This window comes from Paraglaciecola aestuariivivens, assembly GCF_052983255.1.
Genome location: NZ_JBRKBA010000010.1, coordinates 50,717 through 76,191, shown reverse-complemented (window position 1 = coordinate 76,191; position 25,475 = coordinate 50,717). Strand labels below are relative to the sequence as shown.

General features: G+C 40.4%; 21 protein-coding genes and 1 tRNA gene. 14 read left to right on the top strand and 8 right to left on the bottom strand.

Features of this window, described 5'->3' with window-relative positions; all coding sequences use genetic code 11:
- Nucleotides 1-7: 7 nt before the first annotated feature.
- Nucleotides 8-451 (top strand): response regulator, encoded by a 444-nt coding sequence (locus tag ACVCDT_RS14060; RefSeq protein ID WP_447133422.1) that lies wholly within the window; start codon nucleotides 8-10, stop codon nucleotides 449-451.
- A gap of 76 nt (nucleotides 452-527) precedes the next feature.
- Here ACVCDT_RS14060 and ACVCDT_RS14055 read toward each other — a convergent pair whose 3' ends face one another.
- Entirely contained in the window at nucleotides 528-2,171 is a 1,644-nt protein-coding gene (locus ACVCDT_RS14055) for an amidase (protein WP_447133421.1), read from the bottom strand.
- 201 nt (nucleotides 2,172-2,372) lie between these two features.
- The gene (locus tag ACVCDT_RS14050; protein ID WP_447133420.1) at nucleotides 2,373-2,816 is read right to left on the bottom strand and encodes a response regulator; all 444 of its coding nucleotides are present in this window, start codon (nucleotides 2,814-2,816) and stop codon (nucleotides 2,373-2,375) included.
- Between the two features lie 137 nt (nucleotides 2,817-2,953).
- Between ACVCDT_RS14050 and ACVCDT_RS14045 the strand changes: the two genes are divergently transcribed.
- The 3 genes from ACVCDT_RS14045 (at nucleotide 2,954) to ACVCDT_RS14035 (ending at nucleotide 7,512) form a co-directional block, all read left to right on the top strand.
- Complete coding sequence (locus tag ACVCDT_RS14045; protein WP_447133419.1) at nucleotides 2,954-3,772, top strand: SAM-dependent methyltransferase; 819 nt, start codon at nucleotides 2,954-2,956, stop codon at nucleotides 3,770-3,772.
- A gap of 270 nt (nucleotides 3,773-4,042) precedes the next feature.
- On the top strand, nucleotides 4,043-4,246 hold the full coding sequence (locus tag ACVCDT_RS14040) for a hypothetical protein (protein WP_447133418.1): 204 nt from the start codon (nucleotides 4,043-4,045) through the stop codon (nucleotides 4,244-4,246).
- An 8-nt stretch (nucleotides 4,247-4,254) separates the two neighbouring features.
- On the top strand, nucleotides 4,255-7,512 hold the full coding sequence (locus tag ACVCDT_RS14035; RefSeq protein ID WP_447133417.1) for a tetratricopeptide repeat-containing hybrid sensor histidine kinase/response regulator: 3,258 nt from the start codon (nucleotides 4,255-4,257) through the stop codon (nucleotides 7,510-7,512).
- A 116-nt stretch (nucleotides 7,513-7,628) separates the two neighbouring features.
- On the opposite strand, the gene ACVCDT_RS14030 is transcribed toward ACVCDT_RS14035, so the two are convergent.
- Nucleotides 7,629-7,713, bottom strand: a tRNA-Leu gene (locus ACVCDT_RS14030).
- Nucleotides 7,714-8,009: 296 nt separating this feature from the next.
- Between ACVCDT_RS14030 and ACVCDT_RS14025 the strand changes: the two genes are divergently transcribed.
- On the top strand, nucleotides 8,010-8,486 hold the full coding sequence (locus ACVCDT_RS14025; RefSeq protein WP_447133453.1) for an RDD family protein: 477 nt from the start codon (nucleotides 8,010-8,012) through the stop codon (nucleotides 8,484-8,486).
- 11 nt (nucleotides 8,487-8,497) lie between these two features.
- On the opposite strand, the gene lptG is transcribed toward ACVCDT_RS14025, so the two are convergent.
- Together lptG and lptF are read right to left on the bottom strand one after the other, a co-directional pair.
- Entirely contained in the window at nucleotides 8,498-9,565 is a 1,068-nt protein-coding gene (lptG, locus tag ACVCDT_RS14020) for an LPS export ABC transporter permease LptG (RefSeq protein ID WP_447133416.1), read from the bottom strand.
- Entirely contained in the window at nucleotides 9,558-10,667 is a 1,110-nt protein-coding gene (gene lptF / locus ACVCDT_RS14015) for an LPS export ABC transporter permease LptF (RefSeq protein ID WP_447133415.1), read from the bottom strand. Before lptF ends, lptG begins: the two co-directional genes overlap by 8 nt.
- 261 nt (nucleotides 10,668-10,928) lie before the next feature.
- On the opposite strand from lptF, the gene pepA reads away from it, so the two are divergent.
- The 5 genes from pepA (at nucleotide 10,929) to ACVCDT_RS13990 (ending at nucleotide 18,913) form a co-directional block, all read left to right on the top strand.
- Nucleotides 10,929-12,434, top strand: coding sequence for a leucyl aminopeptidase (gene pepA, locus ACVCDT_RS14010; protein WP_447133414.1), 1,506 nt, complete (start codon nucleotides 10,929-10,931; stop codon nucleotides 12,432-12,434).
- A gap of 36 nt (nucleotides 12,435-12,470) precedes the next feature.
- Entirely contained in the window at nucleotides 12,471-12,926 is a 456-nt protein-coding gene (locus ACVCDT_RS14005) for a DNA polymerase III subunit chi (RefSeq protein WP_447133413.1), read from the top strand.
- Nucleotides 12,927-12,930: 4 nt separating this feature from the next.
- On the top strand, nucleotides 12,931-15,705 hold the full coding sequence (locus tag ACVCDT_RS14000) for a valine--tRNA ligase (protein WP_447133412.1): 2,775 nt from the start codon (nucleotides 12,931-12,933) through the stop codon (nucleotides 15,703-15,705).
- 203 nt (nucleotides 15,706-15,908) lie between these two features.
- The gene (locus tag ACVCDT_RS13995; RefSeq protein WP_447133411.1) at nucleotides 15,909-17,297 is read left to right on the top strand and encodes a bifunctional metallophosphatase/5'-nucleotidase; all 1,389 of its coding nucleotides are present in this window, start codon (nucleotides 15,909-15,911) and stop codon (nucleotides 17,295-17,297) included.
- Between the two features lie 5 nt (nucleotides 17,298-17,302).
- Nucleotides 17,303-18,913 (top strand): diguanylate cyclase, encoded by a 1,611-nt coding sequence (locus ACVCDT_RS13990; RefSeq protein WP_447133410.1) that lies wholly within the window; start codon nucleotides 17,303-17,305, stop codon nucleotides 18,911-18,913.
- 15 nt (nucleotides 18,914-18,928) lie between these two features.
- On the opposite strand, the gene ACVCDT_RS13985 is transcribed toward ACVCDT_RS13990, so the two are convergent.
- Nucleotides 18,929-19,480 carry a DUF3016 domain-containing protein gene (locus ACVCDT_RS13985; RefSeq protein ID WP_447133409.1) on the bottom strand — a complete coding sequence of 184 codons (552 nt, stop codon included), beginning with the start codon at nucleotides 19,478-19,480 and terminating at the stop codon, nucleotides 18,929-18,931.
- Nucleotides 19,481-19,555: 75 nt separating this feature from the next.
- Entirely contained in the window at nucleotides 19,556-21,568 is a 2,013-nt protein-coding gene (locus ACVCDT_RS13980; protein WP_447133408.1) for a beta-propeller domain-containing protein, read from the bottom strand.
- A gap of 276 nt (nucleotides 21,569-21,844) precedes the next feature.
- Here ACVCDT_RS13980 and ACVCDT_RS13975 point away from each other — a divergent pair, with 276 nt between their 5' ends.
- Genes ACVCDT_RS13975 through ACVCDT_RS13960 form a run of 4 tightly spaced genes read left to right on the top strand, consistent with a single transcriptional unit; the run spans nucleotide 21,845 to nucleotide 24,906 of the window.
- Nucleotides 21,845-22,588 carry a MipA/OmpV family protein gene (locus tag ACVCDT_RS13975; RefSeq protein ID WP_447133407.1) on the top strand — a complete coding sequence of 248 codons (744 nt, stop codon included), beginning with the start codon at nucleotides 21,845-21,847 and terminating at the stop codon, nucleotides 22,586-22,588.
- Nucleotides 22,589-22,600: 12 nt separating this feature from the next.
- A complete protein-coding gene (locus ACVCDT_RS13970) occupies nucleotides 22,601-22,969 on the top strand; it encodes a DUF3019 domain-containing protein (protein ID WP_447133406.1) in 369 nt (122 codons plus the stop codon).
- On the top strand, nucleotides 22,966-23,670 hold the full coding sequence (locus ACVCDT_RS13965; protein ID WP_447133405.1) for a response regulator: 705 nt from the start codon (nucleotides 22,966-22,968) through the stop codon (nucleotides 23,668-23,670). The genes ACVCDT_RS13970 and ACVCDT_RS13965 overlap by 4 nt, the downstream gene beginning before the upstream one ends.
- Nucleotides 23,671-23,676: 6 nt before the next feature.
- Entirely contained in the window at nucleotides 23,677-24,906 is a 1,230-nt protein-coding gene (locus tag ACVCDT_RS13960) for an ATP-binding protein (protein ID WP_447133404.1), read from the top strand.
- Here ACVCDT_RS13960 and ACVCDT_RS13955 read toward each other — a convergent pair.
- Nucleotides 24,903-25,268, bottom strand: coding sequence for a hypothetical protein (locus ACVCDT_RS13955; RefSeq protein WP_447133403.1), 366 nt, complete (start codon nucleotides 25,266-25,268; stop codon nucleotides 24,903-24,905). The two genes, ACVCDT_RS13960 and ACVCDT_RS13955, sit on opposite strands and share 4 nt — an antisense overlap.
- Nucleotides 25,269-25,475: the final 207 nt, after the last annotated feature.

Below are 25,475 nucleotides of genomic sequence, written 5' to 3'. Positions count from 1 at the left end.
ACCCTTAATGAAAAACCATAAGCCTCTTACTGTATTAATGATTGAAGACAACATTGATCATGCTGAATTGATGACAGACGCCCTATATAAATTTAACCCATTAAATGAAGTAAAACATATAGATGATGGTGAAGAGGCGGTGTTATTTTTAAATCGACAACCGCCTTTTGACGATGCAAGCTTACATGCTCAACCAGATATCATTTTATTAGATATTCGCATGCCCAAACAAAACGGCATTGCCACCTTAAAACTGATTAAAAGCAATCCTGAGTTACAACATATTCCAGTGATTATGATCAGTACCTCAAAAACCAAAGCAGAAATTGAAATCTGTTATCAGTTAGGTGCTAATGGCTATATTACCAAGCCAGTTGAATTTGATCGTTTTTACCAAAAAATAGCTGACCTTAATCATTATTGGGCCAACACGACTGAGCTTCCTTCTTAACCTGAGTGAAGTAAAAAGAGGCTTAACCCGCCGCACTTTTTACTTCACTCAAGCATGATTTATTCTAAGCTAAAAACTATTTTACCCCCTGTCCTTGCATAGCTTTGGCAATGGCTGGAATAGCTTGCGCATTTGCTAAATACTGAGGATCTAGTCTGCGTTTAGACTGCTGTTCATAGCCGTAGGCGTAGGCCAAAATATCACTATCGGTATTTTTTGTGCCTATAAATGACAAGCCCACCGACAAGCCATTAATGCCGCCCATGGGCACTGTGGCATGAGGATACCCTGCTCGCGCTGCATGTCCTCCAAATCCAGGCCAGTTATTAGGCCACACATCACCATTAATAGGATCCACTCTAGGTACTATCACCCCTGTAGGCGCAACTAAAACCTGCACATCATATTCGGCCAGTAACTTGTCTATACCTTGAGGACCAGAAGCAGTCTGCACGGTTTTTACGGCATTTTTATAGTCGTCGCTTTCTAGTGATCCCATGGCCTGAGAGGCGTCAAAAATACTCTGATCAAATAAGGCTAACTCTATGTCTTTATGCGCCTGATTAAAGGCTATTAACTCAGCTAAATTACGCGGTTTAACCTGTTCTGGCGAAGTAGATGCTAGGTATTCGTTGATCCCCGCTTTAAATTCATACTTTAGAATATCGTACCCCATAGAACCGTAATTTTCTGGTGTGGCGGGGCGCTCATGTATAACAACTAAGGTGGCGCCAGCCGCCTCTAGGTCTTTTAAAGCTTGTTCAAAGTGTTTCACTATTGGCGCAGTATTGCCTTTAGCAAAATGTAAAACCCCTATTCGTACTCCTTGTAAGGCATCTTTAGTTAAGCCTTGGGTATAGTCGACATTAGGTGTAGTGGTGGCCATGGCATTCATCATCATAGCAGCGCCCTTCACACTTTTAGTCATAGGGCCTGCGGTATCTTGCGAGGCAGAAATAGGAATAATATGTTCTTGAGGTACTATGCCAACAGTGGGCTTAAAGCCTACTATGCCACTGGCATTAGCCGGGCAAGTTATAGAGCCATTGGTTTCGGTTCCTACTGTACCAGCACTTAACGATGCGGCTGCCGCGGCCCCTGAACCAGAGCTTGAGCCACAAGGGTTCCTATCCAGCATATGCGGGTTTTTAACCTGCCCACCAAGGGCACTCCAACCACTCATAGAGCCTTCAGAGCGAAAGTTGGCCCATTGACTCAGATTTGTTTTACCTAAAATAATTGCACCTTGAGCTCTTAAACCAGTCACTAAAGGGCTGTCGCGCAGGGTAATGTTGTCTATAAGTGCTAATGCGCCTGCTGTGGTGGGCATTGCATCGAGTGATTCAATATTGTCTTTAAGTAAAATAGGCACCCCATGCAAAGCCCCTAATACTTCACCATTGGCGCGCATTTCATCCAACTTTTGTGCTTGCTTTAGCGCATCTGGATTAAGCGAAATAATAGACTGTAACTGCGGCCCTTGTTTATCTACTTGTTCTATACGTTCAAGATATAATTTAACTAACTGCTCGGCACTTACTTCGCCACTATTTAACGCCTCTACTATTTCGGGCAAAGTGCCAGCAATAATTCCTTTGGCTGTGTAGTCATGAACACTTTGCACTGACGCTGCTTTTACCGTGTTTTTTGGCTGTGAATTAGGTGAGCACCCTGTTAGAGCAAAAATTGTCGAAATGGACAAAAGAATGATGTTTTTCATTTTCTCTCTTTATTAGTATTTTTAGTGTGACTAGACGCTAATAAAACTACTAGGATTTTGCAAGAGAAGAGTAAGTCTAAACGGCACAATTATTTGCTGCTAAATCTAGTGCAATCAATAAAGTCACAACCAAAGCCTGCTAGTTATCCATAATATGCGTCATATTAATCAATTAACGCTAATATTTTTTTAGTTAACTCATCAATATTCACCGGTTTCGCACTGTGAGCATTCATCCCCCACAGCCAGATAACTTGCTACGTCTTTTTCCAATACATTGGCAGAAAGCGCAATGATAGGCATTTTAGCAACCTTGGGATTCGCCTGGGCACGAATAATTTTAGTGGCTTGAATTCCGTCCATTTCTGGCATCTGGATATCCATTAAAATCACTTGAAAATCATCATTTTGTTCTAGTAATTCAAGGGCGGCTTTGCCATGATTGGCAATAATAACAACAGCTCCATTTTCTTGAAGTAAGTGATTAATTACTACCTGATTAATCTCATTATCTTCAACCACTAACACTCGTATATCTTCTAATTTTTTAGCAGGTTGCTTAATATCTAGCTCTTGTGTTTTTTCATTTAAACAATGTTCTATTGCAGTAAACAAAATATCAGATGGGCATGGTTTACTTAACACGTACTCTATGGGCAACTTAACTTTTACATGTTCAATCTAAATTTATCTTTTCGCTATGTTAATTTAACACAAACTAGTCTTCTAAAAATGAGACTGGTAAGGTTTCAAAGAACACTTTTATTCGCACCAAGGAAGTTATGTCAGATAAATCTCTAGGCTCGCTAATTGTAGTAGGTACAGGCATCAGTGTAGCTGGTCAAATTACTCCGCTCGCTCAAAGTTACATACAACAGGCAGACTTAGTATTTACAGGCCTAAACCATAAAGTTGCTGAAGAAGTCATTCAAAAACTTAATCCAAAGCTGATTAAGCTCGATGACTTGTATACAGAAGGTAAATCACGGGCAAAAACTTACCAGCAGATGACACAACGCATAGTAGATGATGTTAAGGCAGGGAAAAACGTTTGTGCGGCATTTTATGGTCACCCTGGTGTGTTTGTTAACCCTTCTCACGAGGCAATCAAACAAGTTAGGGCGCTAGGTTTGCGTGCCGAAATGTTACCCGGCATTTCGGCTGAAGATTGTTTAGTGGCCGATTTAGGGATAGATCCGGCACACTTCGGCTGCCAGTCCTATGAAGCCACACAGTTTTTGTTTAGAAATTACACCTTAGATCCGCATATGACCCAAATTATCTGGCAAATTGGATTAGCAGGTGAAGCAAAGTTAAGTGTGTTAGATGCCCAACATTGCCGTGCGGGCTTAGCCCTGTACCAAGAAATTTTGTTAAGCCATTATCCTGCCGAGCATGAAGTCATACTATATGAAGCGGCCACCTTACCTTTGTTTGGACCTCGCATAGAACGCTTCCCGTTATCCAAATTATCCCTATGTCAACCAAGCTTAATATCTACTTTAGTGGTGCCATCATTAGGTCTGCCTGAATACAATCAAACTAGGTTGGCCAAGTTAGGGTTAACCCTTGAGCAAGTTAAAGCTTACCGACACAACTGAATTGGCAAGCTTTAAGGCATGCTGCTTTAGCTCACTAAAGTCAATAAAGTAGACAATTAAGGATTGCTCAGGCGGTTTATTTAATCTTAAGTTGGCGATAGGACTATTCTGAATTAGAAAAATACCGTTTACTTTCTTTACCCAAGTGAGGGGGTAAGTTTAGCCGTGCTTTCTGTTGGCTTTTCTGCGTATAATCGTTAGGGTGAAGAAAATCTCTTTAACAAAAACCTAATTGATTAATAAATTTAACCCTTAATTTAGGACACTATCATGGCAAGATCACTGATTGATTTTTTAGAAGAGCTCGATAGCAACGCAAAATTAAAAGAGGCTTATTTAAAAGATCCTGTGGGCACTGCACAATCCTACGGACTAGGTGATGATGATATAGAACTCATCAAAAACCAAGATTGGGAAAAAGCAAAACAGATGTTTGAAAGTGAAGGCAAACCAATAAAAACCCATACATATTAAGGGTTAGCTTGAAACACTTACTAACTAGACTTTGGCAGGCTAGCTTGGTTTTCACCCTGCTAGTTTGCTGTGTTTTTTCTAGTTTTGTGCAAGCTAACAATCAACAAAGTTTAGCCGAGCAGTTAGCTTTGTTAAAAACCCAAGTCCAAACCAATTCGCCAGAACTGGCACAACAGTTTGAACATTTCGAACAACTCTTTTTGCAACATCCAGATGATTTTCATCAAAGTACATTTTTTAATGTGCAGGCCTACGCTTATCTATTAAAACTCGACTTAGAAGCAGCCTACAAAAAATTATTAGAAGCCCGTACTAAAGCCCAGTTATCCAACAATCAAATAGAAGTAGCAGAATCCTTCCGTATTGAAGGGGCAGTACTAGATACCATTGGTGAATATGGTGATGCATTAACGGCACTCAACAATGGCTTTCAATTATACAGCGAGCTGAATAGCGAAAAAGTGCTAAATATCTACAACTCCTTGCAGAATACTTATATCTCACTAAGAGACTACCAGGGCATGTTAGATAATGCTTATCAACAGTTAACTGCGGCGCAAAAATTTAACAATAAAGAATCTGAAGGCATGGCTTATTTTGGTATTGCCCTGGCACAAATTAATCTAGGAAAGTTGCTTGATGCGGAAGTGAATGCGGCCTTAGCAGAAAGCATTTTACAACAAGCCAACTATCCTTTTATCGGCAATGTTCACCTGTTAATCGCTAAACTTAAAGTCGCCAAAGGCGAATACGACCAAGCCCTAAAGCGTATTAGCCAATCTATAAAAGCAGATAGAAAAATAAACTTTTTACATGCAGAAGTACCGCGCCTATTAGTTTTAGCAGAAATTTATCAACAACAAGGTGACTTACAAAAAGCAGTAACTGAACTTGAAACCAACTTAGCCCTTGAAGTACTCAAAAAAGATAAAATTCAGCACCTAGAAATCTTAGCTAAACTGATAGAATTAACCGAACTTACTGGTGATGCTTCCGCACAACTTGGCTATTTAAAGCAATATACTCAATTATATAAACAAAGTTTTAATCAAAAACAATCACAGTTAGTTGCCATAAATAATGTTCGACTGGATGTGTTTGAAAAAGAAAAAGCCATCAAATTATTACAAAAAGAAAATGAGCTTCAGTCTCAACGTCACCTTGCCCAAGTTCAAAACAATAGGTATCAAGTTTACTTTAGCCTCACATTAGTTGCGGCCTTATTGTTAGTTTTCTTTTTGTTTATTCGAACCCGCATGCAGCGCGAGCAGCTTAATCAATATGCACAAGAGCTTAAACAGGCCACCCAAGCTAAGTCTGATTTTTTAGCTCGAATGAGTCACGAAATTCGCACCCCAATCAATGCAATTTCGGGCTTAACTAAGCTGATGCAAAAAAATGCAACTAATCCAGAAGATCTAACCAACTTGCGGCAAATTGATCAGGCTTCACATTCTCTACTAGGGGTGATCAACGATATTCTTGATTTTTCTAAAATCGAAGCGGGTAAATTAGACATTGAAATCCAGCCATTTCAGCTAGATAAAATTATCAGTCAATCGCTACGCCTACAATCTATTAGAGCACACGAAAAAAACATCGAGTTAATTCAACATATTGCCCGCGATGTACCGCTGCATTTACAAGGTGATGGTTTACGCATTCAGCAAGTTCTAGTGAATCTATTAAGTAACGCAGTGAAATTTACTGACGAAGGACTAGTTTCGGTAAAAGTTAAAAGCCAAACTCGCGAACAAGATGTGGTATTGGAATTTAACGTAACAGATACAGGAATTGGCCTGACAGAGCAGGAAATGTCTGGCTTATTTGAATCTTTTGCCCAAGTCGACGAATCCATTTCCAGAAGGTTTGGCGGCACAGGTTTAGGTTTAGCCATCTGCAAACAACTTGTGGAGTTAATGGGCGGCAACATTTGGGTTGAAAGTAAACCTCAACAAGGTTCTAGCTTCTATTTTACTGTGCCGGTAAAGGTCGATAAAGAGCAACATATAGTCTCTCCTTCTTCGCAACTTTCAGCCTTAAAAGTATTAGTTGCAGACGATGTTAATTTATCTCGGCAAGTTATTGCAGATGCTTTGCTGCAAGTTAACATTCATTGTGATTTAGCCAATGGTGGCCAAGACACTTTACATAAACTGCGTAGCGCTGTGGCGCAACATGCGCCTTACGACTTATTGCTGTTAGATTGGAAGATGCCGGATATAGATGGACTCCAAGTGACAGCCATTATTAATCAAGAGTTTAGCCGCAATAAACCCAAAATCATTATGTTATCAGCTTTCGACTTTGCCCCCATGCAACAGCAGGCAAAAGAGTTAGGCATAATTCACTTTATTGCTAAGCCTTTTAGCGCCAGTGAATTAATTAATAAAATGCAGGAAACCGCATTTAATATCACATCACCATCTTCGGTTTCTGTTGCTGGCTTAGAAAACGTGCCGGATCTAACAGGTAAGCGCATTCTCATCGCCGAAGACAATAAACTCAATCAAAAAGTTGCGCTTGGCTTCCTTAAATACACTCAGGCTGAATTACATCTAGTAAACAATGGTTTAGAAGTCATTGAAGCAGTTAAAAAGCAGCCTGATTTCGACTGCATTCTTATGGATTTACAAATGCCAGAGATGGACGGATTAAGCGCCACCACAAATTTGAGAAACGAATTGGCTTGTACTATGCCCATAGTTGCTATGACCGCCAATGCGATGAAGCAAGATATGCTAAAAACCGCTGAAGTTGGTATGACCGCACATATTACTAAACCCATAGATCCCGAATACTTATATCAAGTTTTGGCTGAAATTTTATTGGCTAAACCAGCTAATCAATCCCCGCAACAGGCATTAACTCAAAACCAAGCGACCTTGCCACCCACAGCTGAACAAATCGATAAGTTAGTTATTTTAGAGCAGGCTAAAGCTATGCAGAAACTCTTTGTTAATCAGCAAGAGTTTCAAGCTTTATTACATGACTTTTTAGACAAAGAAAACATTATCCACACATTAGAAAACTTAATAAAAACTAACGATTTAGATGCTGTGCATAAAATCATTCACGATGCCTTGCCTGCCCTTAATTACATTGGTGCCTACAACTTAGCTAAACTAGCGAAAAATATTGAAGACAAACTTTATACAGACAAAGATTCAGGCTCACGGGAATTACATCAACAATTAAGTCTATTTAATCAAGCCATGCTCAAGCTTTTTACAGTTGTAAAACAACAACTTGATAAAAACGAATAACAACAAACTTTGATAAATATTGGGTTGCGGAAGAATAGGGGCTGACTTGAGTTGGCCAAATATAAAAAAACCTGCCAAAAGCAGGTTATTTTATCTTTAATGTAAAGCATCAAAGATGGTACCAGTGGGCGGACTCGAACCGCCACGCATTGCTGCAACGGATTTTGAATCCGTCATGTCTACCAATTCCATCACACTGGCAAAGGTGATTTTTGAAGTTAATTTAACGTAAACTTCAAGAGGCGAGCATTATAGCGAGCAGTGTCTTGCATGCAAGTGTTTTTATGCAAGTCTTAGCTTCCTTGTTGAGTTTTTAAGCAACTGTGGATTTTTTATTTTAAAACTCGCCTTATTTACCTGAAGATTGATTGAGTCTAGTTCTAAGATTGAAAATTTAGGCCGATTGTTTACTATGGGCCTTTACCTCTTAGTAATAAAACATCCCTTAAGGACCTTAATTGAACTCAAGCTCTTCTCAACCTCAACGTGCAGGTTTTATGCGCCGCTTAGCTGCCATGATTTACGACACCTTAGTTGCGGTGGCCGTAGGCATGTGTGCCGCTATGGTCATGTTAATAAGCCTGCTTTTGTTGAGTGAAAACAACATAATAGATAACAATGGGCACCAACACTTTAGTGATTTAATTAGTCAGTCACCAGAATATCAGCTGATTTTGCAACTGTGGGTAGCGTTTTGGGTAATAGGTTTTTTTCTTTGGTTTTGGCGCAATGGCGGACAAACTATAGGTATGCGAGCATGGCGATTGCGTTTATTTAGCACCAACCCACAACCCTTTGGTTATGGTCGAGCGCTTTTACGCCTTATATGTTCTTTAGGTGGGCTAGGCACATTGTTAGTGTTATTTGACATTAAACACAAACAGTCATTGCAAGACCGCTTAGTCTCCACAGAAATTTTAGTGCTAAGCAAAGAACAAAATCACCATGCGGCGTGGAAAAACATTCAAGAATAATCTCTTGCTGATTAGCTTCTTCGTTGCAAAAGATAACAAGCTAAGCCGGCAAACACCGCACTAGGTAAAGCGGCTCCTAGTATTGGGGGTAATTGATAGACTAAACTCACTGCCCCAAATACTTCGTTACTCACAAAAAAGCCAAAGCCAGTGAGCACACCTAAAATAATCCGAGCCCCCATAGTCACGCTGCGCAAAGGGCCAAATATAAAAGACAAAGCCATAAGTAACATCACCCCCACAGATAAGGGTTGTAATATTTTGCGCCATAAAGCCAATTCATAACGACTGGGATCTAGGCTATTGTTACGACTGTAGTTAACATATTCAATTAACCCTTGGATAGATAAGGCCTCGGGTTTGATGGTCACTACACCTAACTTGTCTGGGGTTAAACTAGATTGCCAGTTATCTTGGGATTTTTGTTCATACCGGATTCGCTCTTGATCCATGCGTGTATAGGTTACTTGTTCTAGCAACCAACCCTTATCTGTATACTGAGCTTTAAAGGCACTGGTTATTTGTTTAAGCACCAAATTATCATCAAATTCATACCTGTTCACTTTGCCTAAAGTATGAGTATTTACTACCTCACCAATACTGACAAAATGATTGCCATCTTTGGCCCAGATGAGTCGATCAGATGCAAATAAACTGCCCCCCGATATAGCTTGAGTTCGAATTTCTTTGGCTTTAGTTTCTGTCACTGGCGCCACCCATTCGCCAATAGACATCACAAACAATACCATTAACAATGCCGATTTCATTGCCGAAACAATAATGTTCCAGCGGCTCTGTCCAGCAGCCTGCATCACCACTAACTCACTATTACTGGCTAAAATACCCATGCCAATTAACCCACCAATTAAGGTGGCCATAGGAAAGAATTGTTCGATTTCGCGGGGCAAGCTAAGTAGCACATAAATGCCTGCCACTGTCATATCGTAGCTACCCCGTCCTACTTGTTTCATTTGTTCGATAAATTTAATTAGCCCACTTAAGCCAACTAACACACTTAAACTTAAGGCAGTGGTGGCCAACAAGGTTTTGGCAATGTAAACATCTAAAATTTTAAACATGGCCATCTCCTTTAATGCGGGCGCGCAGCTTTACCCCTAAAGGTCGATTTTTCAATATCAATACTATGCCTATAACAAAGAGTACAAAATGCACCCACCACAATCCTAATTGCGGGGGTATATTGCCATCTTCTAACGCCTTTCTACCGGCCATAAGCAACATAAAATACCCTAGGTACAACATTAAGGCAGGGAACATTTTGCCAAACCGCCCTTGCCTTGGGTTTGCTGCACTTAATGGCACGGCTATTAACACTAAAAATGGCAAAGAAAGAGGTATGGCTATGCGCCAATGCAATTCTGCAATGGCATCTATCGAGGTATCGTTAATTAAATCTGTGGTTGCAAATGCACTAATTTTTCGGCGTTTTTTTTCAGCTTGCTGCTCGGCAATTTGAATTTGATACTCATCAAACTCAATCACTCGATAATCTTGCTTGCCTAACTCCCCTTCATACTGCTTGCCTTGCCCCAAAATCAACTTTTGTGCGCCATTCGTTTGTTCTTCAATGCCGCCTTGGTTGGCATACACTATTCGCACACTTTGGGTTTCAGAGTCATCGCTTTTTTGAGCTAAAAACACTTTACGTAAAGGGGTAGCGCCAGCATCAATTTCATGCACAAAAATCACCGCCTGTTGGTTGGCAGTTTGCTGAAAGCGCCCCGAAATTAAACTAGATAAACCACTTTGCGCCCCAGCTTTTTCTTCAAGTTGATAACGGCTTTCAATAGATAAAGGGGTTAACCACATAGTTAATACTGCGGTAAATACTGCCATGCACAATGCTAATACCAACATGACTCGGGTGATATACCATTCACTAATGCCACAAGCGCGCATAACGCTCATTTCACTATCAACATATAAGCGCCCATGCGCCAACATAATGCCTAAAAACAAACTTAAGGGTAAAATCAAAGAAGCCAAAACAGGCATATGAAGGGCTAAAAATCCCAATACTAAGCCCGCAGGGATTTCGCCATCAGACGCATCGGCTAACACTCTAACGAATTTTTGGGTGACAAAAATCGCCATTAAAAGCAAGAAAATAGCCACTTGCGATTTAAGGGTTTCTTTCATCAAATAGCGGAAAATCAGCACATCACATCCATAGGAAAAGTAGTATTTTTAGTGGCACTATACGAAATTTTAAGTAAACTTAACGTTTTCACAAGTTTAATTTATAAAGTGTGCGTAATTAAAGCACTTAGCCAATGTCTTGTTTACAGATTTTGATTGGCAAAGTTAAATCTTACAATAATATCACTGCATTGCCCAAGCCCAGCTTAGTAATATCACATAAAAAGGGTAGTTAATGGTTTTTGCAGCCGTGATTAGACTTAGCGTAATGAGGGTTCAAAAGTGGAATTTAGTGTCAAAAGTGGCAGTCCAGAAAAACAACGTAGTGCCTGTATAGTAGTAGGCGTATTCGAACCAAGACGATTAACCTCAGTAGCAGAACAGTTAGATATAGTCAGCGAAGGTTACATCAGCAATCTACTTAGACGTGGCGACCTTGAAGGGCAAGCCGGGCAAATGTTGTTACTCCATCATGTGCCAAATATTCTAAGTGAACGTGTGTTACTGGTTGGCTGCGGCAAAGAGCGTGAATTAGACGAACGCCAATACAAACAAATCATATCTAAGACCATTAAAACCCTGAATGAAACAGGCTCAATGGAAGCGGTCAGCTTTTTAACAGAATTACATGTTAAAGGTCGCGATACCTATTGGAAGGTACGTCAGGCAGTAGAAGCTACGCAAGATTCGCTGTATACCTTTTTACAACTAAAAACCAAAAAAGGCGAGTTACGCCGTCCGTTAAGAAAGATAGTATTTAATGTGCCAACTCGTCGTGAATTGTCTATTGGTGAGCGCGCATTAGAACATGGCCTAGCTGTGGCGCAAGGGGTGAAAACCACTAAAGATGCAGCCAATATGCCGCCTAATATTTGCAATCCTAAATATTTGTTAGAGCAAGCCCAAGAGCTTGAAAAGCACTATCCTAACTTGCAAGTTAGTGCAGTAGATGAAAAACAAATGCACGAACTGGGCATGCACTCCTACCTAGCCGTTGGCAGAGGTTCAGCTAACGAATCTATTATGACCATAATGGAGCATAAAGGCGGCCCTTCTGGGCAAGCCCCTATTGTCTTAGTTGGTAAAGGCTTAACCTTCGATTCAGGTGGTATTTCACTAAAACCTGGCGAAGCAATGGACGAAATGAAATATGACATGGGCGGTGCCGCTGGTGTTTTAGGTGCCATGCATACAGTGTGTGAATTGAACCTGCCTATTAATGTTATTGGCGTGTTAGCTGGCTGTGAAAACATGCCTGATGCTAATGCCTATCGCCCTGGCGATGTGTTAACTACTATGTCAGGACAAACGGTTGAAGTATTAAATACCGATGCCGAAGGGCGCTTAGTATTATGTGACGCTTTAACTTACGTAGAGCGCTTCGACCCAGAGTTAGTAGTAGACGTAGCCACTTTAACCGGCGCTTGTGTCATTGCATTAGGCAAGCACGCTACTGGTGTTTTGAGTAATCACAATCCTTTAGCTCACGAACTGATTAATGCCTCTGAACAAAGTGGCGACAAAGCTTGGCGCTTACCTTTATGGGATGAGTATCAAGAACAAATTGAAAGCCCCTTTGCGGATATGAGTAACCTAGGTGGTCGTCCTGCGGGCACCATAACCGCGGCATGTTTTTTATCGCGCTTTACTCGCAAATACAATTGGGCACATATGGACATTGCCGGTACAGCTTGGGTTGGTGGTAAAGAAAAGGGCTCTACAGGGCGCCCTGTGCCTATGCTTTCGCAATTTTTAATGAACAAAGCAGGCATAGAGACCGAGGATTAATAGTGAATACTGGTAGTCAGAGACACAGCTTTTAATATGCCACAGGTCACATTTTATTTGCTTGAACAACAAGCAGAAGTATTGGATATGCCTCAGCATTTTGCTTTGGCATGTGCGTTATCGACTCGGCACTATCGCAATAGGCAAAAAGTCACAGTCTTTTGCAATAATCAGCAAGAGGCAGAAAAGTTTGATGAGCTATTATGGCAATTACCTGTAGATGCCTTTGTTCCTCACAACTTATTGGGTGAAGGGCCAGCCAATGGCACAGCAGTAGAAATATGCTGGCAAGCGCCCAAACAATTTAATCGACCAGTGTTAATTAATTTGTCTGACCAAGTACCCAATTTTCACGCACGCTATAAACACATAATCGACTTTGTTCCCGCCGTAGAGGCGCTAAAAGTCCAAGCACGCGAGCGTTACAAACAATTTCGCGCGGCAGGTTGTCAATTAGACACCTTGCCCGCCACAAGCATAAACGAGATTTAACACCATGGATAAAACCTACAGCCCACAAAATATCGAGCAACAGTGTTATCAAAAGTGGGAAGACAATGGCTATTTTAAAGCCAGTGGTCAAGGCGAACCCTACTGCATTTTGATCCCACCTCCTAATGTCACTGGCAGTCTGCATATGGGGCATGCTTTTCAACATACCATTATGGATGCTCTTACGCGTTACCATCGTATGAAAGGTGACAATACCTTGTGGCAATGTGGTACTGACCATGCAGGTATCGCTACCCAAATGGTAGTTGAGCGCCAACTTAATGCACAAGGCAAAACCCGCCACGACTTAGGTCGCGAAGCTTTTATTGATAAAATATGGGAATGGAAAGCTGAATCAGGCGGCAACATTTCTCAACAAATGCGCCGTTTAGGTGACTCACCAGATTGGGACAGAGAAGCCTTTACCATGGACGACAATTTATCTTCTGCAGTGGTAGAAGTGTTTGTTAAGTTGCACGAAGAAGGTTTAATTTATCGAGGTAAACGTTTAGTTAACTGGGATCCGGTTTTATTAACCGCGGTATCAGATTTAGAAGTACTAAACGAAGAAGAAGACGGCTTTATGTGGCACATGCGTTATCCCTTGGCTGATGGCAGTGGGGAATTAGTGGTTGCCACCACTCGTCCTGAAACCATGTTAGGTGATACAGCTGTTGCTGTGCACCCCGAAGATGAACGTTATCAAGCCTTAGTAGGCAAACAAATTAAACTGCCTATTACAGGGCGCTTAATTAATATTATTGCCGATGACTATGTGGATCCAGAATTTGGCACAGGTTGTGTAAAAATCACTCCAGCTCACGATTTTAACGATTACGAAATGGGTAAGCGTCACAATCTAGAGATGATAAACATACTCACAGACGACGCTAAAATTAATCAAAAGGCGCCAGCAGAATACCAAGGCTTAGATCGTTTTGCAGCGCGTAAGAAAATAGTTGAGGAATTAACTGCCTCTGATGTCTTAGTTAAGGTAGAACCGCATAAACTTAAAGTGCCTCGTGGCGATCGCTCTGGTGCCGTAATCGAACCTTACTTAACAGATCAATGGTATGTGGCAGTAGAGTCCTTAGCTAAGCCCGCCATAGAAGCAGTAGAAAGCGGCGAAATTAAATTTGTTCCAGAAAACTGGAACAAAACTTACTACCAATGGATGCACAATATTCAAGATTGGTGTATTTCACGCCAACTTTGGTGGGGCCACAGAATTCCCGCTTGGTACGACGACCAGGGCAATATTTATGTAGGCCGCGACGAAGCTGAAGTGCGAGCAAAAAACCAGTTAGCTGATGACGTGGCATTACGCCAAGACAACGATGTACTAGATACCTGGTTTTCTTCTGCTTTATGGCCTTTTGCCACTATGGGCTGGCCAGAACAAACACCTGATTTAGAAGAGTTTTTACCTAGTTCAGTATTGGTCACAGGCTTTGACATTATCTTTTTCTGGGTAGCCAGAATGATCATGATGACCAAAAAGTTTACTGGCAAAATTCCGTTTAAAGAAATCTACATCACTGGCCTTATTCGAGACGAGCAAGGCAACAAAATGTCTAAGTCAAAAGGCAATGTGCTTGACCCTATTGATTTAATTGACGGTATAGATTTAGAAAGCTTAGTAGCTAAACGTACCGCTGGCATGATGAATCCTCAAGATGCGAAAAAAATTGAAAAACGCACCCGCAAAGAGTTTGAAGGCGGCATTAGTGCTTATGGCACAGATGCGCTGCGCTTTACCTTTGCAGCTATGGCGTCAACTAGTCGCGACATAAACTTTGATCTAGGCCGAGTTGATGGTTATCGCAATTTCTGTAATAAATTATGGAATGCTTCGCGATTTGTATTGATGAATACTGAAGATCAAGACACAGGTGCCCAAGGTGGCGAATTGTCACTGAGTTTAGCCGACAAGTGGATTTGGGCGAAGTTTCAACAAACACTTACAGGCTTTGAAAACGCTATAGTTGACTACCGTTTTGATATTGCTGCGCAGCTAATTTACGAATTTACTTGGAACCAATTCTGCGATTGGTATTTAGAATTAACTAAACCTATATTAAATTCTGAACACAGCAGCGAGGCGCAAAAACGCGGTACGCGACATACCTTAGTCAATGTTTTAGAGCATCTATTACGCTTAATGCACCCTGTTATGCCTTTTATCACAGAAGAAATTTGGCAAAAAGTGCATCCTTTATGCACTAGCGCAGAAACGACTGCAGACAGCATAATGTTACAAAGCTTCCCTCAACAAAACCCTCAATTAATGGATGAAACTGCAGTACAAGATATCGAATGGCTAAAAAGTTTTGTAGTGGGTATTCGTAACATCAGAGGCGAAATGGATATTTCACCGAATAAACCTTTATCTGTGTTGTTACGTAATGCTAGTGAGCAAGATTGGCAAAGACTGCAATCAACTAATGTGTTTTTAGGTGCAATGGCAAAACTGGAAAAGATTGATTTGTTAGCGCCAGACGAAGAAGCGCCGGCTTCGGCCACAGCTTTAGTTGGCGAAATGGAAATTTTAATTCCTATGGCTGGTTTAATCGACAAAGACGCCGAATTAGCTCGAATCGCTAAAGCTTACGACAAGCTAGAAAAAGACTTTGCCAGAACTCAAGGCAAGCTGGCAAACGAGAAGTTTGTAAGCAATGCTCCAGCTGCAGTGATTGACAAAGAAAAAGCAAAGTTGGCAGACTTTACTATGCAAATGAGCAAATTAACCGCTCAGAAACAAAGTATAGAGTCACTTTAAAAGGTATAAAAAATCAAGGGTGTTTCAATAAAGTGGCATCCTTTTTTTTATCGGTTAGAATACCAGTCATAAATTGTTAAGAGAGGTATGCCTTGAGAAGGCTTAATCTACATTTTATTAATAGCATCTTGTGCCTCTCGCTTATTGCGCTGCAACCTGTGCTAGCTGTAGAAAAAAAGCTTAACCTGGTATTTGCTGGCAATATGCCAGACATTAGCAATACTTCTAACGGTTCCTATTCAGATTTAGCTGAAGTTTTAAATAAACTAAGATCACAGCCTGATTCTACTTTATTTGCATTTACCGGTGGCAGCCTAGGACCTAGCCCTTTGTCTAGCTTAGACAGAGGCTCTCATATCATTGATATTCTTAATACTTTAGAGCCCGATTTGATGACTTTGACTAAACGCGAGTTTAGTTATTATGAAGACGAATTAACTTTACGCACTTATGAAGCCGCGTTTCCTATAGTCACTGGCAATTTGTACGACCCCTTAATCAATTCAAATTTAGAGGGTGTGTTATCCAGCATAGTGATCGAAAAACAAAACATGCAAATAGGCTTTATCGCCATTCTTGATGAAGAAGTAGTAGAAGAGTACTTATTAAAAAGAGTGGACGTATTTGAACCGCAGCAAATTATTAATCGACAAATTACCCAGCTTAAACAAAAAGGCGCGGAGTTAATCATTTTGGTGTATTCAAAAGACCGCGATTATTATCAGACCTTATTAGCAGAGCAAAAAATTGATTTAGCTTTACAAGTGTCTCCCATTTCTGCCGACCCTCTTTTACATCAAGAGTCGAATAATATTTTTACTGTGTCTTATGACAATCCTATTACAGTGCTCAAATTAGTCTGGCAAGGCAACACTGCAAAAAACAACTTAGTAGTGGAACAGCAGGATATTTCCTTAGATAAGTTAAGTCATCAGTCTGATACCGCCAAGTTAGTTACTGAATACGAACAAAGACTCAATCGATTGCTTGAACAAAAAATTGGGGTATTAAATACAACCATTAACACCGACCGCGAACGCATACGTACCGAAGAAATGCCGTTTGGTAATTTTATTGCCGATACCATGAAAAATTTTGCCAAAGCAGATGTTGGTTTAATTAATAGCGGCGTAATAAGAGGCAACAAAAGCTATGCACAAGGTACGGCTATTACTCGCCGTGATATAGCATCTGAGTTGCCTTTTAGAACCTACCTCGCCGTCGTCCAAATAACCGGTGCTCAGCTTAAACAAGCCTTAGAAAACTCAGTAAGCGCAGTGGAAACCGCTAAAGGTAGATTTTTACAAGTCTCAGGGTTAAGTTTTAGTTATTCTTTGAACAATCCTATTGGACAGCGAACTCAAAATATTTTGGTCAATGGGCAACCTCTTAATTTAACCCAAACCTACACTGTTGCCACATCAAACTATATAGCAAACGGTGGGGATGGATTTGATATGCTGACAAACGCCACTAAAGTCGAATTGTCTTCTCAAGCTGCGCCATTAATCTCTGATTTAATTATTCGTGCAATTCAAAGGCAAAAGCACCTTGCACCTAAACTAGATAATAGAATTAAACGGATAGACTAATGGCCATGCAACAACCTACCAAAAAAGCGCGGGTGTCATTATTTAAAGTCTTCAGTGCAGGCTTGGCCGGTATTTTTGTGGTCTTTGTATTGTTAAGTTATTTTACCTTTAGTCGTTTATTAAATTTTGAGACTGTATTGGTAAAGTTTTCTAATCATGCTTTACCAAATTTAATTAGCACTAGCCATTTGTTTAATCAATCTGCTCGTTTACTTGAGTCTACCGAGCTATTATCTCAATCGACTTCTTATGCCTCTAAGCGCTTAGTTGAAAAACAGCTAAATGCTAATTTAGATGCCATAAATCTTGCAGTAAAAGCCATAGACGCCAATGAATTTTTAGATATTCAATTAGACACCATTCACCTTGAACTAGATGAATTCTCGGTTTTAGTTGGCAATTTATTAGCCTTAAAAGAAAAAATGCGCACCCTTAAAGGCAAGATCTCATTACTAGGAATTCAGGCCTCAAATGTTCAGCAGTTTTCATCATCAGACTGGCTAATCGACTACCTACAAGCTTTGTTAAATACTAAGCAAGCTTTAGATGAAGCGCGTTTGCAACAAGTTCGACTTTTGTTTAAACAACTAGAAGCTCAATTAGACCATTTAGATAGGGTTAAAAGCCAAAATGAACTAAAACCCATGCAACAACATATGATCCAAGAGTTACGTACTTTGGTATTTGGCAAAGATGGTCTAGCAGATTTAAAAATTCAAATTTTACAATTACAAGGGCGAGTAACGGGGCGCGGTAACTTTGTGCATCACTTAATCGAAGACTATGTAGCACATTTAGGTTACATCTCAAACGAAACCGAACAAAACATTACCCAACAAGTAGCTGATTCAGTGAGTGATTTGGAGCAAGAAACTCAGCTTATGCGTTATGTATTAGCAGGCGGAGTAATATTTTTATTAAGTATCATTATTTTATTCCAACGCCGTGTATTAAAACGCTTAAGAATAGTCAACCAAATGGTGCGTAATCAAGCTCTAGGGGATGAATGTGACGTTGTTATACATGGCAATGACGAAATTACTGATTTAGCTCATACCTTTAGAGAGTTTACTCATACTATAGAGCAGCAAAAGCAAGCATTAGAAGAATTATCAATGTTAGATGGCTTAACCGGCATTGCTAATCGTCGAGCCCTAGACATTCGTTTAGAGCATGATATTGAATTAGCTAAAAGGCAAAAGATGCCCATAGCTGTGTTATTAATGGATATTGATAACTTTAAACTTTATAACGACAACTATGGCCATATGGCAGGAGATAACTGCTTAAAAAGTGTGGCTGATATACTCTCTAATATATTACAAAGAGAAAGTGATTTTGTAGCAAGATACGGGGGTGAAGAATTTATTTGTATCTTGCCACACGCAGAATTAGCCAGTGCCGAAAAATTTGCACAAAAAATAGTAGATGCGCTGCAAACCGAACGATTACCTCATTCTTTTAGCGATGTTACAGCTTATATTACCCTTAGCATTGGTATTGCCTTTTCTCGTCCAGATAACAACACCACACCTGAGATGTTATTACAGCAAGCCGACGAAGCTCTGTATGCAGCTAAGGCAGCGGGTAAAAACACCTATAAGGTGTATGTATAATCCCATTAGCTGGGGTTAATTCGCTGCTAATTCGCTAGTCTCTTGTTTAGGTTTTAGCTGTTGCTCAAACTCTTTCTCAAACCAACGCTTCAGCATGTTTTTTTCGTACTTTAAGCTGTCGTTTTTAAACAAACGATTCGAGCGGTCTAAAAATGACATATCTTTTAAATCCACCTCAGCTTGTTTGATCTGTTGCCCTTGGCCATCAATTAATTGATAGCTAAAGTGAATACGCGGAATATCGATATTTTTTACAATTCGAACATCAGTCGAAACGCTACCGACTCCCACAAAAGACGCTGGCCACACCTGTCCTGCTAAGTCTAAGTTTGTCACTTTCATGACTAATTTATGCTCAGCTGGCAACATAACCACCAATGACTGCAGATACTCTTCAAGTTCATTTAAGGTAGATTTAATAAAACGTTTGCGCGTTTGGTTAGTGGGTTTTACATCAGTAAATTTATTTGGCTCTTGCCATTCAATTTCTAATGCAGGCTGCGCTACTGTAGCGCCTGCAAAGTGTAAAGATAACACTGCTGCTATGGCGGTAATTTTGATTTTCATAATTTCACCTCTTACTTTCTCTAATGCTAAGTATGGTTTTTTATGCTGAATACAAACTGAATTAGAAAGCTTACCTTAATAAGGACCATACATTTCTGGGTTATCTTCCCAAACACTCTGCCAAACCTGATTTCCTCTTACATAATAAACATTCTGGCCATGGATAACACTTCTATCTTGCCATCCATGAATATAGGGCTGCGCAGAAACAGGCGGGCTAATAACGGCGCGTTCAGTTAAGCTAGGTTTATGATGTTCAGTACTGACTTCTAACAATAACAAACTGTTGCTAGCAGTCCAAAAACCTTGCCTTTCAGAGTCTGTTTGCTGCCAGCTTTCTAGGGGCAAGGCAAATTGGTAAAAGTCTTGTGAATAGCGCACCGACAAAGCTCTATAGTCGTACTCTACTGGAGTATAACTATCGGGTTTCACTATACTAGCTACTTCTGTAGGGTTTGCTGGGTCGGTGATATCAAACAAACTGACTTTCATGCCCTCAGGTGTCACAGGCTGTGAAGTGGCTTCGCCGTCTTCACCAATATTCATGCTGTTTACTTGCTGCCCAACCCCTAACAAATAACCTCCGGCTAATGGGTGCAAATAACTGGAGAACCCCGGAATTTCCAACGCTCCTATTACGTTAGGCAGCTGAGGATTAGATAAATCAATCACATATAGTGGATCTATGCGTTCAAAAGTCACTATGTAAGCTTTATCAGCAAAAAATCGAACCGCATAAATATCTTCGCCGGGTTTGCCTATAGGCTCAGGCGCCGCATCATTTGGCAGAGTTGCAATAGGGCTTAATTGATTGCCTTGTTGAGCCAAAATAAACAGTTTGTGTTCAGGCTCGCCACTGGCGTAATCACTGGTAACCACACGTAAGTGATTTTGAAACTCACTCAGTCTTAAGTTGGCAGGTCCACGTCCAAATATTTGACCACTAACTTTGCCAGTGGCTTGATAGGGCAAATTATCTTGCAAAGCAACTTTGTGCAATAAAGTGTGGTTATCTATTGCAGCGCTGATATATAGATTGTTGAACGACATGTACAAGGCATGCGCCATGCTACTAATACAAGTGGCTTGGTAGTCGTTTGGCTGGCTCAAGTCTATCCGTACAATACTGAGTAATTGCGCATAGCCATCTTTTTCACTGGCATTTTGCGGTATGGCACAATCTTCAGGTAAGTTGAGTGCTTGGCCCTTATCCCCATCTATATAGATTTTTGGCATTAAGTCTGAATCGGGTGTATCCCAAATAGCTAAAAAGTTGGCTAATAACTCCTGATCGGTTTTAGCATTGGGGTTTAAGCCTTCGACATGGGCGGTATAACTGCTAACCACATACAAATGGTTGTTTATGCGACGACTTGATACCAGCGCCCCATCCAGTTGAATTTGGCTAACTAGTAAAGGGTTACTTGGTGTTTGGGTGTCATAAATATCGATTGCAAACTTTTGATTGTTAGGCTGCCAAGGGTCTGGCACTAAAGGTAAAATATCAAAACTGTAAAGAGGCGCATTAACGCTGAGTACGGCTAAACGGTTTTCAGCTAAGTAGAGCCCTTCGATATTGCCTTGTTCATCTGTTAAAGACAACTCTGCTAGCTGATTTAACGAAAAGTCACTGAGCCGCTCTAACACCCGAACTTGCGCAGTAGACGGCTCTTGACCGTACCACTGTCTATGGTTAGCTAGGTACAAGATATTCCCGTCGTACTCTATTCTATCTGCCTCATCTACTCCCATTTCTTGAGTATTAGTAGTGGAAAATTCGGCTCTTAGGGGAGATTGAGTAGGAGTCGGCTGCGATATGTTTTCGGTATCTCCAGTCGATTGCGCTAAACTGGCAGAAAAAATACCGTTAATTAAAAACTGGCGAACCGACTTTTGCCCAGCTTTTACTAAAGGACCATCTATCACCCCAGCAGGGTTAAGCTCTGGTATTTGGCGCGGCCTTTCACTATTCGCCTCGTTTAAGTCGCTATCTTTGTCTCCTGAACAGGCAATCAACCCTAGGCTAAATAGACCAACCCACAACAGCTTCATATTGCTTTGTTTTAGATACTTGTTAAGACCAATCATATTTACCCCTATAAGATAAACTCTAACAGGCTAAATTGTAGCCAATTCAGGGGTTTTAATATGATCGAATTTGCCTCTATTTGTGAATAATTGTAATCCTGTTTTGTGCCCATCTAAAACTCTGCTAGGCTAGCCCTATTCAATCATTAGTGGCTGTAATCATTGTACAAACTCTGCTGTCAAATTCTGCTATTTACCTGTCTACTTAGCTCTGCTAATGCTTTGGCATGCAGTGAAAATGAAGGCTGTGTAAATAAAAGTTCTTGGCACCTCAGTGTGGCATTTGGGCTAGGTGTAAAAACCAATCCTTTAGTAGATGGCGATAATATCCCTTTAGTCGCTTTGTTAGACTTAGCTTGGTACGGTGACAAGGCTTATTTTGACAATGGCGAGTTAGGTTACCAATGGTATTCACAAACTAACTTTGCCTTTGAAAGCTTTCTTCGCTTAGACGAAGAGCGCGCATTTTTTAGCTTTGTGCACCCCGCCAATTTATTGTTTAATTCTGATAATTTATTCCCCAGTGGCGCAGATAATCAATTACCCACACCACCTCAGGCGCGCCTATCTATAAATCAAATTAATAAACGAGATTGGGCAATAAATGCTGGACTTCGTGGGCATTATTACACCATAAATGGCGAGTGGGCGTTAAGTGTTGAGCAAGATATCAGCCAGGTACATCAAGGTAATAAACTCAGCCTTAGCTATCAACATCATTGGCAATTCCAACAAACCCAAATCACTTTACAACTTGGTAGTCACTGGAAAAGCCGGCAATTAATCGATTATTATTATGGTGTTTCAAAACAAGATACAGATTTACGCCAATTTCATTTTAATGGGCAAGCAGGTTGGCAGCACTTTATTGGATTAAATTTACTCAAGCCTATTAATGAAAAATGGTCGTGGATTGCGCAAATGCAGCATAGGGTATTACCTGATTCATTAACTGCCAGTCCACTAATTAAGGAAAATAGTATCAACAAACTATTTGTGGGTGTGGCGTATCGTTTCTAACAGGCCAGAGAATTGAAAATATTTGTCGTTTTTCTAGCGACTTTTTTCGCTCAGAATACTTTTGCTCAAGCACCAAAATGGGATCTTCAACCTAGTATTTGTGTAGTGCAAAACATAGGTGATGTGTGCGAGATGCTAATTAAAATTGACGCCCATCACTTACCCCAAGAAACCTTTTGTTTGTTTCTTGAAGATGCGCTTATTCGTTGTTCGAAACGGGCATATTTTCCACAAGAAATTGCTTTAACTATCAAACAAAATGCCACTCTAGAACTAAAAGATGCAGCCCACAAAACCGTATTGTCTAAACAGTTAAAAATTAAATATCTTGAGTCTACTCACTTGCGCAGGAGGGTTCGTGCACCATGGAGCCTATTTTGAACAAAAGGGTGTTATTGGTTGAAGATGACGATCGTCTAAGCCATTTAATTTGTCAGTTTTTAAAAGAGCATCAATTTAAGGTTGAGCGCTTATCAAATGGCGAGAATTTATTGCAACGTATTCAAACCTCTACTCCCGATATAGTGTTGTTAGATGTCATGCTACCCGGCGAAAATGGTTTTAGCTTGTGTAGTAAAATTCGCCCACATTACTCTGGTCCTCTGTTATTCATGACGGCTAAAAATGACGATTTTGATCAAGTCTTTGGTTTAGAAATTGGCGCAGACGACTATATTATTAAACCTGTAGAGCCCAGAGTTTTATTAGCGCGTATTAATGCGTTATTAAGGCGCAACAAGCCAACAGCTAAAGCTTTAAATCAACCAGAAAAACTGCAGTACGGACAATTAGTAATAGATCGCGCGACCCGCTGTGCTTACTTAAAAGGCCAAGACGTACAACTTACCAGTCATGAATTTGATATGTTGTGGAAGCTAGCAGAAAATCCCTCTAAGTTAATTGAACGTTCCACTTTATACACTGAGGTCATTGGCCGCGAATATGACGGTTTAGATAGAAGTGCAGATGTGAGAATTTCGCGCTTACGTAAAAAGCTTAAAGATAATGCCCAACACCCCTACCGCATAAAAACCATTTGGGGAAAAGGTTTCTTTTTTGTCGCCGATGCTTGGGACGACTAGTTTTATATGGCCAGACTTTTTATCAGTTTATATTTATTTATTGCACTGGCATTAGTGGGGTTAAGTGCAGCTTTAGATCAGGTGTTTTTTAATCAAAACGATTTTTCTCAAACCCAGATCCTCAAATCGGCCTTAGAAAGCCTAAATCAACAACCAGCCGACTTATTAAAAGCGGTTGAAGCACTACCTCTTTCCTACCAGTTATTATCACCCAAAGATATCGCCTGGACAAAAGAACAACTTAACTTACTTAACGATGGCCGTGCCATAGTAGTTAATGATGCTGATATAAACCAACATATCTATTTATTACATCAGCCCCAACAACTGCTAGCGGTAACTGTGCCTTTAAACAACTTAGATAACCAAAAATTTATGCTGTATAGCCTGATTTTTTTTGTGTTATTAGGTTGTGTCATTGCACTGTGGATTTGGCCATTGTGGCGCGACTTGCGTAAACTCGAACAATGCACTTCAAATGTGTTGCCAGATGGCAGCCTAGCCAAAAACACTATAGGCAAAGCATCTTTGATTTATCCCATAGCTCAGTCAATTAACAACATGAGCCAACAAATCAGCCAACTGATCAAAAGCCAAAAAGAGTTAAGTGGGGCTGTCACCCATGAGTTTCGTACACCTTTAGCACGATTAAAGTTCGCCCTAGCTATGCAACCCTCGGCACAAAGCGCCACATGGCAAGACATGCAAAAAGATGTCAATGAGTTGGAACAATTAGTTCAAGAAATGTTGGATTACGCCAGTACAGACGCACAGATCCCAGAAATGAATTTGTCTGAAATTCCCATTAAACGCTTATGCCAACAGCTTATTGAACGCTTAAAGACTCAGGACTTTACCGAATTAACTGTCACTGTTAGCGGCGATGATGCACATGTATTAGCCGACGAACATTTTATCGAAAGAGCCATTCAAAATTTAGTGGTAAATGCTCAACGTTATGCCCACAGCACAATCAAATTGCACATAACACAACTGGCCAAAGAAATTGAAATCAGTGTAGAAGATGATGGAGAAGGTGTGAGTCAAGCCATGCGTGAAAAAGTATTTTCAGCGTTTTTTCGTCCTGATGAAAGTCGTGATAGGCAAAAAGGAGGAGCAGGTTTGGGCTTAGCTATAGTGAAAAAAATTATCGATTGGCATCAGGGCCGTTGTTATGTCACAGATTCGAGTTTAGGCGGCGCTAAGTTTGTTATAGCTTTACCTAACCCGTTTTAAACCACCTCTTTGATTATTTTTTTACGCTGAATTTCGCTACACAAATAACGTAAATTTACTCCGTATATAAAAGGGTTTTTATCGCCAGCCACACAATAGTGTTGGTTAAAACGAGTTAACTGCGCCTTATTTTCGGTAATTTTATCTATGTACTCTTCTTGAGCCGGTTTTAGATTTTGCGAATAGTTTTTTATATCTTCTCTAAATTCAGACAATTGTTGGTTTTCTACAACATTAGCAACTTGATCCATCCATTGCGATGCACTAGTTTGCAAGTCAGACAGCCAGTACTGCACAAAGTCGCTGCGCAACACCATAATCAAAGCCAAAATTTCAAAACTAACCACTACAAAACGAAACATAACATCATTCTCTAATATACCTAAGGGATCTTCATTCCTTGATAATACGCGAAAATCGCCAAGTCAAAAGCAAGATTGGTTATGTATTCTAATAACTAAGGATAACACTGCTACAACAGCAAATTTTCTAAATAACTCATACAGGGTAAAGCAGTAAGCCTAACTTACTGATATAATAATGCGGCTTTATAGGCTATTGCTTTTAGA